Below are 12,937 nucleotides of genomic sequence, written 5' to 3' on the forward strand. Positions count from 1 at the left end.
GACTACGAAAGAAAGGAAGGAATGGGGGATTTGAAATGCGGAATGCAGTCGAGGAAAAAATCCATTTGCCTGACTTTTCGTTCTGCAAGGTATGCGAAACCGTGTACGGAGTGAATCGGGGGATCTACAACACCATTGATTCTTACTTCTATCAAAAAGGAAACAAGGATATTGTTGTCCGACGCCAAATGATCCTCTCATTTTTGCAATCGATCGGTACCAGTCAGGCCAACCTGAACAAAAAATCGAGCTTCAAGTTCGGTCACGGGGGTCTGGTGGAGAAGCTGGACGCGTTTACGAGCATGTGCAAGAAATAATGGCATACCTTCATTCTTTCAAAATTAGGGGGGCATCTTCATGTCAATGATTCTGAACCACAAGCATCAGGAACAGAGTGTATCCTGGCAGCCCTACCTCAAATATGGAGAAAGACAGTTCAAGAAACAGAAGGCGATTATTTATTCACAAGGTGAGGTAGGAAACGGTTTTTACTACTTACACTCTGGACTCGTCAAAATCATGACGGTGAAGCCGGAAGGAAGCCGGAAAATACTCGATATTCACGGAGAAGGCAAGCTGTTTGGGGAGCAGGCAATCGATCAGCTGGCTTACTTCTCCACGGCCGTAGCTGTCGAGAACACGGTCCTCTATTATTTCTCGAGAGAAGTGTTCAGGGAGATGGTGCAGGCCTGTCCTGATTTCCTTTCCTTTTTTATCGATTCAATTGTCCAAAAAATGAGAATATTAAGCGAAGATATACTTTTGAAAACGTTTACAGCCGAGCAGTATATCGCGTATTCACTCTCCAAGTTTTGCAGGACGTACCGCTCCGACAGGATTTCGATGACGCAGCAGGACATTGCGAACTGTACGGGATTGACGCGCATTACGGTGTACAAGATCTTGAAAAAGTGGAAAGAGAACGATCTGATCGATATTCAAAATCGCATGATCGTGATTAAAGAACGCGAGAAGTTAAGCAGGTTGTATATCTGAGCCAATGGATTTTTGGTCATCATACCTTTATTTCTAAGCTTTAAATCGGATTCAACTTCTATGGTCCCGTACCTTTTTAGATATGCGCAGTGCTCAAATGTCGATGAGGTGATGCTATGAACGACGCAGATTATATCGTCGTTGGTTCAGGTCATAACGGGCTGGCTTGTGCGTTGAAGCTGGCACAGGCTGGCCACAAGGTACTCGTGTTGGAACAGGCGGATCAAGCGGGTGGAGCGTCGAAAAGCGGGGAAGTGACAATACCAGGCTTCACGCACGATTTGTACGCGACGAATATCGGCCTGTTTCTCGGTTCGCAGATCTACCAGGAGATGAAGACAGAATTTCATCGGAACGGTTTTGATATTGCTGTGAGTGACCAGCCGTTTGCCAGTGTGTTTCCCGATGGGGATGGAATCGGCGTGTACACAGATGCACAAAAAACGATCGCGCAGTTTCAGCGTCATTCTAACCACGACGCCGATTCCTGGAAGGCTCTGTTGAAATTTTTTGATGAAACAGCTCCACATTTCCTGCCTCTGCTGCAAATGCCTCTGCCATCCTGGCCCGCTGCGCGTCAGCTCTACCGGATGTGGAGGGCCCTCGGATATGCCAAGACTGTTGAGCTAGGCAGCATGATCCTGAAAAGTCCGCGACAATTTGCGGAGTATTGGTTTGAGAATGAAAAGGTACAATCGCTGTTTATTCCTTGGGCTTTCCACCTGGACTTCGGGCCAGATGTGTCTGGCGGTGCGCAATTTCCGTTTGTAGAACCGCCTTTGGATCATCGGAATGGCATGGCGATTGCCAAGGGGGGCATCAGCAACCTCATTCAAAGCATGGTCAAGACCTTGGAAAAGCGGGGAGGGCAAGTGCTGACCCAGCATCCGGTAGAAAAAGTGCTGGTCCAAAACAATCGGGCAGTCGGCGTACAATTGGCGAACGGAAACAAGATTCATGCCAGAAAAGCCGTGATTGGAAACATTACACCGACACAGCTGATCACAAAGCTGCTCGACCCAGAGACCCTTCCTTCGGCATATGTGGAGCGTTACCGAAAGTTCCGCTATGGACCCGGGACGATGATGATTCATTTGGCGCTGGATGGCCCACTCTCTTGGAATGCGGGTGAGGATTATGCCAAGTTTGCCTATGTGCATATCGGGCCGTACGTGGAAGACGTAGCACGTACGTATTCGGACGCCTTGAACGGAGAGCTGCCAGCCAGTCCCCTGCTGGTAGTCGGGCAGCAAAGCGCCTTTGATCCATCGCGAGCGCCAGAAGGGAAACACACCTTGTGGGTACAGGTGCGCGCTCTCCCGGCGAAGCCGCAGCGTGATTCTTTGCATGAAATCGGGATCGGCACCTGGGATCAGATGAAGGATGCCTATGCGGATCGTGTCCTGAAAAAGCTGGAGGTCTACGCGCCAAATGTGACTCAGCAGATCATCGGCCGCACCGTCTATTCCCCACGTGATCTGGAAGTCGCCAACCCAAATCTGGTGGGCGGGGACAGTGTATCGGGAAGCCACCATCTGGATCAAAACTTTTTGTTTCGACCCGTGCCAGGCTGGTCTCGCTACAAAACACCGGTGGACGGGCTGTTCCTCATCGGGGCATCGATCTGGCCGGGTGGAGGCTTGAATGCAACTTCCGGCTATCTGCTGGCAAAGCAATTATTGAAAGCTTGATTGGGCAGCAATCGTATACGTGGGAGGTTCATCGATGAAACGATATGATTCAGTGATAATTGGGAGCGGGATCAACTCGCTGACGGCAGCGGCGATGCTGGCGAAAAGAGGTCAAAAGGTAGCGGTGCTGGAGAGAAGCTCCTGGATCGGCGGCTGCATTCGCACCGACGAGATCACGCTGCCTGGCTTTAAGCATGATGTGTTCTCCGGGTGGCACCCTCTGTTTGTGACCGGACCTGCATACGGAGAGCTAAAGGACGAGCTTCACAAAAACGGGCTGGAGTACGTGAATACGGATGTGCCAACAGGTGTAATCCTGCCTGATCAGCGCAGCGCTGTGCTCTACAACAATCGCCAGAAGAATATCGAGCATTTCAACCGCCTCATGCCAGGTGATGGTGATCGTTATCATGAAGCGATGAAATATTTTGAAGCCAATTCCGAAATGATCTTCACGCTGTTCGGCAACGAGCCGATGTCGTGGGCCGCGATCCAGTCTGTGCTCAAATCCCTTCGCAACAAAGGGGTAACGGAATTTACCCGCCACGTGGGCAGCATGGTTGCTCCTACGCGAAAATGGCTGGACCTGCATTTTCAAAACGATGCGATCAAAGCGCTAATCGCGCCGTGGATTCTTCATACGGGAGTCGGACCGGACGATGCAGCGGGCAGCATCATGGCTCAGCTGATCGTCTTTACACTGGAAGCAGCGAGTATGCCGATCCCAAAAGGCGGGGGAAGCGAGCTGGTCAAGGCGATCATGAAAATCGTCACCGACAACGGCGGAGAGTTTTTCACCAACGCACAGGTGGAACAGATCCTGGTAGAAAACGGACGGGTCAAAGGGGTTCGGACTCTGGACAAGAGCGAATATCACGCTCAGTTCGTACTGGCAAATGTGACGCCGCAGCAGCTCTACGACAAGCTGCTCACACCAGATCAGGTGCCGGCACAGGTGCGCAAGGACGCGCAAAATTACCAGTATGGGCGGGCTGATATGCAGATCCACTACGCATTGGATCGACCGCTCGACTGGAAAGACGAAGAATTAAGGCGGGCTGCGATCATTCACCTGACTGGCGGAATGAATGGCGTCAGCCAATCCGTCACGGAAGCCGCCAATGGCTTGCTGCCCAAAGAGGGAACGATCGTGCTGGGTCAGCACACCTCCTATGATCCGAGCCGTGCACCGCAAGGACAGCATACGCTGTGGATTCAATTGCAGGAGATGCCGCGCAAACTGGCAGGGGATGCAGCAGGACAGATCGATACAGCGGGAGGTTATACCGATCAGGTGGTCCGTGCTTATGTGGATCGGATCGAGGAGCGAATCAGCCAGCATATCCCGCATTTCAAGGAATCGATTTTGAAGCGCGTCGCGATATCCCCGGTCGAATTGGAACGTTTCAACCCCAATCTGGTAGGCGGAGATCCTTATTCTGGCTCGTCGTCCGTAGATCAATTCCTGTTCTGGAGACCAGGAACAGGCTACAAACGGCATGAGACACCGATCAAAAACCTGTATCACATCGGTGCCTCCACGCATCCGGGGGCAGGTCTTGGTGGAACCTCCGGCTATTTGGCAGTTAAAGCGATGAAGGGCTGATCGGTACGACTCTGTAAAAAATCACTTACAAAAAAGCGATCCCAACGTCTTTGTTCGAGACGAAGGGATCGCTTTTTTTTATTCCTTCTTCAAGGTCTTCCAGTATTCGTAAGAGTGGATTGCAACGCCTGCGAACGAAGGATGCTGTGCCAGCAATCCGGGCAGCTTGTCCAGCTCCTCGTTCATATACGTGGCGCCCTCTTCGTAAAACGTGATGAAATCGCCTTCGTTGCTTTGCTTCGTTTCCACTGCGATCAATACCTTTTTGCCTAACTCATCTGCCCAGCCCAGCTCCTGCGGTACCAATGCAGAGATGCTGTTGGAGCCTTCTGCCTTGTCGCGATACGCCATCACTGTTACGTCATCGTGTTTGGCAATGAGCCATTCTGTGATCGTCAGCTGTGGATTACCAGGGATCGGGTTCTTGTCCAGCCAGAAAGGGATGTCGCAGCCGATTTCCAGAGTGGGGTCTGCACTGGCCCGTGCGAGATACGCCTCAACATTATCCATCCATTGGCGCATGACAGAAGCCTGGTCCTGTTTCCATTCCGGCAAAAGGTACGGTTCGATATCGAGATGGATGCCTTTGACTTTTTCATCCGGTGATACTTGTTGATTGTAGGCGTTCACCCAATCGACCAGATCCAGAATTTTGGAGCGGTTTTCCTTCAGGCCCCAGTTCGGATTGCCGCCCAACGCATGTACGGTTACACCTGCAGCATGTGCCTTTTTGATAAAGGGCTGGTAGTAGGCAGGCTTTCGCGTGATATCGATCTTTAGATAGAGCAGATTGACGCCTTGCTCCTGAGTAAAAGAGAGAATGTGATCCGGCTCGGAGACAATCATGGTGGTTTGCCACAGCCAGGTTGCTTTTATTTTTTGATCTGCAGGTGAAAAGCCAGTCAGGAACACGAACAGCGCAATGAACAAGAGACAGGAAACGGTACGTGATGCTTTCAATTTGATTTCCTCCAGATGAGAGAGACTTGGTGCAGATATGCCTGTATTAGTATCGGCACGTTCTATTCCTTTTGTGAGTATTTTCTATACCTCAATAAAATATATTTTCTCAATTTAAAAAATATTATAAACTGTATGTACAAAATAAAGATGTAGAGGGGGAGTAGGCATGATTACGTTGAAAAGACTGAATCAATGTACACTGGATGAAGCGGTACGGGGGTACAATCGAGGATTTGAAGGCTATTTTTTCGACCAATCCAAAACGGCAGACAGTCTTGCACACAAGCTCGGCAAGGAGGAGCTGTCTCCGGTACATTCCTTGGTCGCTTTTCACGGCCAGGAGCCGATCGGGATTGTTCTGAACGGGATCTGGAATCGCAAGGGAAAACGGATTGCCTGGAACGGCGGAACTGGGGTAGCGCCTGAATACCGAAGACAAGGAGTAGGGCAGCGCTTGATGGAGGAGACCTTGCAGATCTATCGGGAGCAGGGGGTAGATATGGCAGCTCTGGTCGCGATCAAAGAAAACAGCAAAGCCATCTCCCTGTATGAACGTATGGGCTTTCAGGTAGTCGGGCATTCGATTTTTCTGGAGAGCCAAGAGTGGCCGGATTCCCGCTCCACGAAAGAAAATCTGCCATACCGAGGTGAGCATGGCATACCGCAGGATGTCTATCGTCTGCCATTTTGGAATGAGCCAATCTGGGATGTGCAGTGGAATACGATTGAAAACAGGGAAGCACTTCTGATTCGTGATGAGCAGGAGCTGGTGATTGGCTATGCCTTGTATCGTCGAATCTATGGTGACAACGGGGAGCTTTCCACTGTGCTGCTGTTCGATGCTGGGGCGCACCCCGAGCGCACGGATGCGGACGAGATTATCCAGTATGCGCTGGAAGGCGTGTATGCGTCTCGTGATGCGGAAAATGCCAGCTATCATCGCTTGACGGTCAACCTGCCTGTCAGCAATCACCGCGTCATATCAGCCTTGGAGCGTGCGGCGTTTACGAAAATGGCGGAACAGGTATTTATGACGCTGGAGATCTGAAAGCAAGGCGACTGCCGACAAACACGGCAAAAAGGAAACATCCGAGAACGAATCCATCGATGATGACCGCCTCAAAATAGGTCTCAGGAATCGGCGGATACAAAAGAGTAGATGCAGCCATGCCGCTCAATTGGACTGCAATCAGCAGTGTAATGTCCAGGAGTGGGCGGTACCAGGCCTGGTTTTTACGCCAGTAGGTCCTGGAGAAGAAGAGCAGGAAGATATTCAGCAGCCCGATCATCGCAGATGGGGAATCTTCCAGAAAGTTGATATCTTCAATGGCCCAATGAGGCATCCACAATAGGGCGATCAGGAAGTTGAGGAACAGGGTACCATAAAAGACTGGTTTGAAAATTCTAGCGTCGTTGCGTGCCTGATGACCGGCTTCCACCTGTTTCATCCCGGTACTTTTCCATTCGGGGAGCGGTTCGTAGGTCTTAAATTTGCGTGTGAGGATCGATTAAGGAGATTCGAATTTCATCGGAAATGAAATCGTAAAGGTCGTACCGATCCTTGGTATGCTGTTTACAGCTACCTTCCCGCCCATGACGTGTATCGCATTGTACGAGTATGTGAGTCCAAGTCCTGTGCCGCTCGACTTGGTGGAAAAATAGATGGAGCCGAGGCGACTCATTTCTTTTTCACTCATGCCGATTCCGTTGTCCTTGATCTCCAGGATGGCCTGACTCTCTTCGGTTTTGAGAAGCAAGGTTACTTTCCCTTGTGCGGAATGAGAGCAGGCTTCGACAGCATTTTTGATAAAGTTGACCAGAACCTGTTTGATTTCATCGGGATTGGCCATGATCAGAACGGGTGTCTGGGGAGCTTGAACCTCCAGCTCCACATTATTCATGGTGGCAAAAGGGAACATGACGTCATGGATGGTAGTGATTTGGGCGGACAGATCGATCCGTTCATGCCTCTCTGACAGTGGTTTGGAAATCGAGAGGTAGTCGGACAGGATAGCCTCGGTGCGTTTTACCTCGTCCAGACAGATCGTGATATACTGCTCCACCTTGGGCAGGTCATCGGGAGCCTCCTTGATCAGCTTCAAAAATCCTTTCACGGCTGTAAGCGGGTTGCGCACTTCATGGACCAGAGAGGCAGCCACATGACTCATCGTGGTAATTTTCTCGTTTTGGGCATGACGGATGAACATTTCTTTATCTTCTACAGCCTTGCTGAACAAGGTCATGAGCAGCCAGATGCCGATACAATTCTTCAGCGGAATGGTAATCGCGTGGTACGGGATGTTTTGCACAAAAAAGGAATGCAGGAACAGGTAGGTCATCAGCATGGGAAGGGCTGAAAAGACGATGCCGGCTACTAGAATGATGGAAGTTTTGTTTTGAGAAGTCCGATATTTTTTGGCAAAGACCAGAGAGAGGGAAAACGAAACGACTAAGATCAACAAGGCGACCCATTTTCCATCGCCGCCCAGATAAAGACGGTATATGACGAATTCGACAAGGAGAATCAGACCTGTCTGAATTCCTCCGTAAACAAGTCCAAAAAACATGATGACGTAACGAATATCAAAAATTAAACCCTCTACGGCGCTGGAGGCAAAGGTCATCGCCAGCAGCAAAGAGATCGAGCTGGTAATCAGAATGAATAGCGAGCTGTAGCTCCTCATCTTGTCTCTGTAATAAATGTTGTACATAACAAAAGGGATCAGAGCAAAAAAGAGCTGAAGAGTAATTTCTTTGATAAGACTCAATTCGCATCCCCACCAGAGGTTTTCAGTCTATTTGGCCATCATAGTTCGACAAAACTCACATTAATTCCTTTTTTTACAAACGCAATGTACAGTTTGAAAGACAACTCAAATTTTTAAAAAACCAAGTTGACATCTAGGTGATTCTTGAATACTATTCTGTTATAGAACTTGAATTACACTTGTGAATATGTAAATTACTCTTATCCAGAGAAGGCTGAGGGACTGGCCCTATGAAGCCCGGCAACCTAGTACGAGTTATTGGCGTACCAAGGTGCTAATTCCTACAGGTAGATCGCATACCTGAAAGATAAGAGGCGTAGATCTGTGATTGAAGCCTCTTTCTTTATATAAAGAAAGGGGCTTTTTGATTGCTCAGGCCTCTTCTTTGGATCAAGGTAAACAGACAAAAGGGGGTAAAACAATATGAAAAAGCATGTTAGTCGGATTAGTTTTTTGGCATTGAGTTTGTCCTTGTTATTGACCGCTTGCGGAGGCGGTGCTGGTAGCACATCCCAGGGTGGAGATGCGGCAGCTGGAGACAAAAAGCGGATCGCTTTGGTGATGCGCCAGGATGTCGGAACCTTCTCGGCACAATACATCAGCGGCGTAAAAGCAGAGGTAGAGAAACATGGCGGCGAGCTGACTGTCTTTAACGCCAATACGGATCTGGCGAAAATGGCGTCCAATCTGGATGCGGCAGTCAACCAGAACTTCGATGGCATTCTGATCGACCACGGAACGGCGGAAGCGCTCCAGCAAGGAACCCAAAAAGCAGTCGACAAAAAGATTCCAGTCGTCTTGTTTGACACCGATATCAGCATTCCGGGAGTGCCTGTCGTCGAGCAGGATGACCAGAAGCTGGCTGAACTGAGCCTGGAACAACTGGCGAGTGACCACAACGGTAAAGGAAACATCGTGAAGATCTGGGTGGCCGGCTTCGCACCGATGGAAAAACGTCAGGTGAAATACGAGGAATTCCTGAAGAAATATCCAGATATCAAAGAAATCGCGGCATTCGGCAGTGCGACGAACAATACCGCAGTAGATACACAGACACAGATGGAAGCGATCCTGCGTCAATATCCGAACAAGGGAGACATCACTGCTGTCTGGGCAGCGTGGGATGAATTCGCCAAAGGAGCGACTCGCGCGATCCAGCAAGCAGGACGTACGGAGATCAAGGTTTACGGAATTGACCTGAGTGACGAGGACCTGCAGCTGATGCAAGCAGACAACTCACCTTGGGCAGCTACAGCAGCCGTCGATCCATCCAACATTGGCCGTATTCACGCGGAAACGGTCTTCAAGAAAATCAAAGGGGAAGAGGTTCCCGACAGTGTGAAGCTGAATCCATTGCTGGTCAAGCAGGATGACTTGCCAAAGGATAAAAAAGTAACGATGGCAGAGTTGTCCCAATATATCACTGAGTGGGGCAAGTAATGCGGATCGTGCTGGTTGGTTATTCCCGTTGATCCATCAACGGGAATCTTCCATTTAGGGGGTGAATGGGATGTCGATTCTACAAATGAAAGGAATCGTCAAGGCTTTTTCCGGTGTGCCTGCTTTGCGAGGAGTCGATTTTGAAGTGAAGGCAGGGGAGGTTCATGCTCTTCTGGGAGCGAATGGCGCTGGAAAAAGCACGTTGATGAAGATATTGACGGGGGCGTATCAGACTGACGAAGGCTCGATCTCGATCGATGGGGAGCAGCTGCAGATTCATTCGCCTCAGGATGCCAAAGCGCAGGGTGTACAGTGTGTCTACCAGGAGGTGGATACCGCTCTGATCCCTTATTTGAGCGTGGCAGAGAACATTTTGCTGGACCAGCTCGTGCAAGCCAAAGGCACGGATTTGATTCGGTGGCCGCGAATCTACTCACAGGCGGAAGACATTTTGCGCGAGTTTGGCTTTTCGATCTCGGTCAAAAAACAGGTAGAAGCATGTACGCTGTCTGAGAAACAGCTGATCCTGATCGCGCGAGCCACTGTGCAAAAGGCGAAGTTCGTCATATTCGACGAACCGACGGCCCCACTGAGCAACCGGGAGTGCGAGCGGCTGTTTCAGATCATTGCGCAGCTGAAACAGGCAGGAGTCGGGATTATCTACATTTCGCATCGCCTGCCGGAGATTTTTCAAATATGCGACCGAATCACGATCATGCGCGACGGTCAGCGGGTGCATACGACGGAAACCGCTGCAACCGACATGGACGAAGTGATAAGCCATATGCTGGGGAAAAGCTTTGCCGAGGAGTTCCCGAAGGTCGATGTGGAGATGGGGGAGCCCCTTCTGGAGGTTGCCGGGGTAAAAGGCGGCAAGGTTCGCGGTGCTGACTTGACGGTGCGTGAAGGAGAGATCGTCGGTGTCGTAGGTCTGGTCGGCGCAGGAAAGACTGAGCTGGCGCGCCTCCTCTTTGGAGCTGATCCATGCGATTCAGGTGACATTGTGCTGAAAGGGAAGCGGCTTCGCCTGCGAACACCCAAGGATGCGGTAGATGCCGGTATCGTCCTCGTGCCGGAAGAAAGACGCAAGGAAGGGATCTTCGTAGAGGAGTCGGTCAAGCGAAATTTGTCGGTAGCGACTCTGTCGTCTGTATTCGGCTTTGTACGCCATAGTCTGGAAGCCCTGCAGGCCAATGAGCTGATCGAGCGAGTCGGAGTCAAAACAGCGGACAGCAGCTTGCTCGTGGGTCTGCTCAGCGGCGGCAATCAGCAAAAAGTAGCGATCGGCAAATGGCTGGATACCGATTCTTCTATATTTATGTTCGATGAGCCGACCAAGGGCGTAGACATCGGAGCGAAGAGCGACATCTACCGCTTGATCGGCAATCTGGCAGCAAATAAAAAGGGTGTGCTCTACTTTTCCTGCGAGTTTGCAGAAGTACTGGGAATCGCGGACCGGATTCTGGTCATGTGCGAGGGCAGAATCGTCAAGGAATTGGATCGCGAGCAAGCAACTCAGGAACTGATCATGTATTACGCAAGTGGAGGTGAGTAAGATGGAAGGACAAAAAACGAGTTTGTTTGATTGGGTCTATAAATACGGTACGGTGGCGGTAATCGCCCTGGTTGTACTGTATTTCAGTCTGACCAATCCGTACTTTTTCACATACGACAATCTGAAGGATATATTGCGTTCGATCTCGATTGTGACGTTCGTTGCGATCGGGGTTACGTTTTCACTGATCGTCGGAGGATTTGACCTCTCGGTGGGCGCCACTGTTTCCCTGACGACGGTGACCGCAGCGTCCATGATGGTCTGGTATGAGCAGGGACCGTTTCTTACCCTGGTGGTGCCGATCGTACTCAGTCTCTTGGTCGGGCTGGTCAACGCTTTTCTCGTCGTAAAAATCCGCATTCCGGACCTGCTGGCTACACTGGCGATGCTCTATATCGTCAATGGCGTGCACATGACCTACTCCAAGGGCTACTCGATTTATGCAAACATGCCGATGCAAGACGGGACCACGGCTCCGGGCAAATTCCAGGAATGGTTTCTCTGGCTGGGCCAGGGGGAATGGTTTTCTGTGCCTGTTCCGGTGATTCTGACCTTTTTGTTGGTCGCGATCACGCACGTATACCTGACCTATACCAAGCAGGGACGCATGCTGTACATGACAGGTGGCAATCTGGAGGCAGCCCGCTTGTCCGGGATACCTGTCAATCGTTATCGCACGCTCGCCTACGTGCTTTCCGCTCTGTTTGCTGGACTAGGGGGCATGCTGTTGGCGGCCCGTATCGGAACAGGACAGGTGAGCAGTGGCAGCTCCATGCTGATGGATGCGGTAGCAGCAGCCTTTGTCGGCTTCTCGGTCTTTGGGGTAGGCAAGCCCAACGTATTCGGTACGTTCGTGGGTGCGATCCTGATCGGGGTGCTGTTGAACGGCATGACCATGCTCAATCTTCCCTATTACGCCTACGATATTATCAAAGGGGTCGTGCTGGCATTGGCACTGGCTGTTACCTACTATCAGGTGAGAAGAAAACGGAAGGCGTAATGCCGTCGTGTTCCAGAGAATGGTAAACCTTTTCTTATATGCACAACCTCTTATATAATAGGTCCGGGAGGTTGTGCTTTTGATTTACTACAAGACGTACATACGTGGAGAAAATTGTGAATGGGTGACCTTTGTACACGGTGCCGGCGGAAGTTCATCCATTTGGTATAAACAGCTTCGAGCTTTCAAGGAGAAGTTCAACATCTTGTTAATTGATTTGCGCGGGCATGGAAAATCCAAGAATGTGAAGCGAAAATGGTTTGCCGATTATACTTTTGCAGATGTAAGCAAAGATATCATCGATGTGTTGAACCATCTGAACATTTCCTCCACCCATTTTGTCGGGATCTCGCTGGGGACGATCATTGTTCAGTCGATTGCCGAGAAGGAGCCGTCCAAAATCCGCTCGATGGTCATGGGTGGTGCCGTCATTCGTCTGAATTTTCGTTCCCAGGTGTTGATTTCGCTGGGCAATTTGGTAAAGCACATCGTCCCTTACATGTGGCTGTACCGTTTGTTTGCCTGGGTGATCATGCCGAGCCAAAGACATCGGGAATCACGCTCCTTGTTTGTACGAGAGGCCAAAAAGCTCTGTCAAAAGGAATTCAAGCGATGGTTCAAGCTGACCAAGGGTGTGAATGGTTTTCTATCTAACCTGTTGGCAAAGGAAACCGAGATTCCTACTTTGTATATCATGGGTGAAGAGGATTACATGTTCCTGCCATCCGTTCAGTCACACGTAAAAAAACAGAAAAATTCCAAACTTAGCATGATTGCCAAATCTGGTCATGTGGTCAACGTTGATCAACCAGATGAATTCAATCGTCTGTCGATCGGCTTTATCCAGAGGCATCATAGTCGGGTGTTTGCGGGCTTGCATTTTGCCAGGTAGGATGTAGCGCTTTTGAGAAGGCTCTC

The 12,937-nt window shown here is 50.2% G+C and carries 12 protein-coding genes and 1 riboswitch; of the genes, 9 read left to right on the plus strand and 3 right to left on the minus strand.

All coding sequences use genetic code 11. The features are described 5' to 3' along the window. The first annotated feature begins 35 nt into the window (after positions 1 to 35). The 4 genes from JZI27_RS03505 (at position 36) to JZI27_RS03520 (ending at position 4,293) form a co-directional block, all read left to right on the plus strand. Positions 36 to 317, plus strand: coding sequence for a hypothetical protein (locus JZI27_RS03505; RefSeq protein ID WP_251243260.1), 282 nt, complete (start codon positions 36 to 38; stop codon positions 315 to 317). A gap of 40 nt (positions 318 to 357) precedes the next feature. Beyond that, a complete protein-coding gene (locus JZI27_RS03510) occupies positions 358 to 996 on the plus strand; it encodes a Crp/Fnr family transcriptional regulator (protein ID WP_122910043.1) in 639 nt (212 codons plus the stop codon). A 116-nt stretch (positions 997 to 1,112) separates the two neighbouring features. After that, positions 1,113 to 2,687 (plus strand): phytoene desaturase family protein, encoded by a 1,575-nt coding sequence (locus JZI27_RS03515; RefSeq protein ID WP_280206795.1) that lies wholly within the window; start codon positions 1,113 to 1,115, stop codon positions 2,685 to 2,687. A gap of 34 nt (positions 2,688 to 2,721) precedes the next feature. Continuing rightward, positions 2,722 to 4,293 carry a phytoene desaturase family protein gene (locus JZI27_RS03520; RefSeq protein ID WP_251243262.1) on the plus strand — a complete coding sequence of 524 codons (1,572 nt, stop codon included), beginning with the start codon at positions 2,722 to 2,724 and terminating at the stop codon, positions 4,291 to 4,293. A 78-nt stretch (positions 4,294 to 4,371) separates the two neighbouring features. On the opposite strand, the gene JZI27_RS03525 is transcribed toward JZI27_RS03520, so the two are convergent. Beyond that, positions 4,372 to 5,253 carry a hypothetical protein gene (locus JZI27_RS03525; RefSeq protein ID WP_251243263.1) on the minus strand — a complete coding sequence of 294 codons (882 nt, stop codon included), beginning with the start codon at positions 5,251 to 5,253 and terminating at the stop codon, positions 4,372 to 4,374. Positions 5,254 to 5,422: 169 nt separating this feature from the next. Here JZI27_RS03525 and JZI27_RS03530 point away from each other — a divergent pair, with 169 nt between their 5' ends. Then, the gene (locus tag JZI27_RS03530; RefSeq protein WP_251243264.1) at positions 5,423 to 6,304 is read left to right on the plus strand and encodes a GNAT family N-acetyltransferase; all 882 of its coding nucleotides are present in this window, start codon (positions 5,423 to 5,425) and stop codon (positions 6,302 to 6,304) included. On the opposite strand, the gene JZI27_RS03535 is transcribed toward JZI27_RS03530, so the two are convergent. Together JZI27_RS03535 and JZI27_RS03540 are read right to left on the minus strand one after the other, a co-directional pair. Then, on the minus strand, positions 6,285 to 6,704 hold the full coding sequence (locus tag JZI27_RS03535; RefSeq protein WP_251243265.1) for a hypothetical protein: 420 nt from the start codon (positions 6,702 to 6,704) through the stop codon (positions 6,285 to 6,287). The two genes, JZI27_RS03530 and JZI27_RS03535, sit on opposite strands and share 20 nt — an antisense overlap. A gap of 60 nt (positions 6,705 to 6,764) precedes the next feature. Then, a complete protein-coding gene (locus JZI27_RS03540; RefSeq protein ID WP_280206796.1) occupies positions 6,765 to 8,024 on the minus strand; it encodes an ATP-binding protein in 1,260 nt (419 codons plus the stop codon). A 197-nt stretch (positions 8,025 to 8,221) separates the two neighbouring features. After that, a riboswitch (SAM riboswitch) is annotated at positions 8,222 to 8,338 on the plus strand. A gap of 109 nt (positions 8,339 to 8,447) precedes the next feature. Between JZI27_RS03540 and JZI27_RS03545 the strand changes: the two genes are divergently transcribed. The 4 genes from JZI27_RS03545 to JZI27_RS03560 all read left to right on the plus strand — a co-directional run bounded on the left by JZI27_RS03545 (position 8,448) and on the right by JZI27_RS03560 (position 12,911). Continuing rightward, positions 8,448 to 9,464, plus strand: coding sequence for a sugar ABC transporter substrate-binding protein (locus JZI27_RS03545; protein ID WP_122910036.1), 1,017 nt, complete (start codon positions 8,448 to 8,450; stop codon positions 9,462 to 9,464). 70 nt (positions 9,465 to 9,534) lie between these two features. After that, positions 9,535 to 11,019, plus strand: coding sequence for a sugar ABC transporter ATP-binding protein (locus JZI27_RS03550; RefSeq protein ID WP_280206797.1), 1,485 nt, complete (start codon positions 9,535 to 9,537; stop codon positions 11,017 to 11,019). Position 11,020: 1 nt separating this feature from the next. After that, on the plus strand, positions 11,021 to 12,019 hold the full coding sequence (locus JZI27_RS03555) for an ABC transporter permease (RefSeq protein ID WP_280206799.1): 999 nt from the start codon (positions 11,021 to 11,023) through the stop codon (positions 12,017 to 12,019). Between the two features lie 79 nt (positions 12,020 to 12,098). Continuing rightward, a complete protein-coding gene (locus JZI27_RS03560) occupies positions 12,099 to 12,911 on the plus strand; it encodes an alpha/beta fold hydrolase (RefSeq protein WP_280206800.1) in 813 nt (270 codons plus the stop codon). The last annotated feature ends 26 nt before the right edge of the window (positions 12,912 to 12,937 follow it).

This window comes from Brevibacillus sp. AY1 (assembly GCF_029870785.1).
GTDB lineage: Bacteria > Bacillota > Bacilli > Brevibacillales > Brevibacillaceae > Brevibacillus > Brevibacillus invocatus.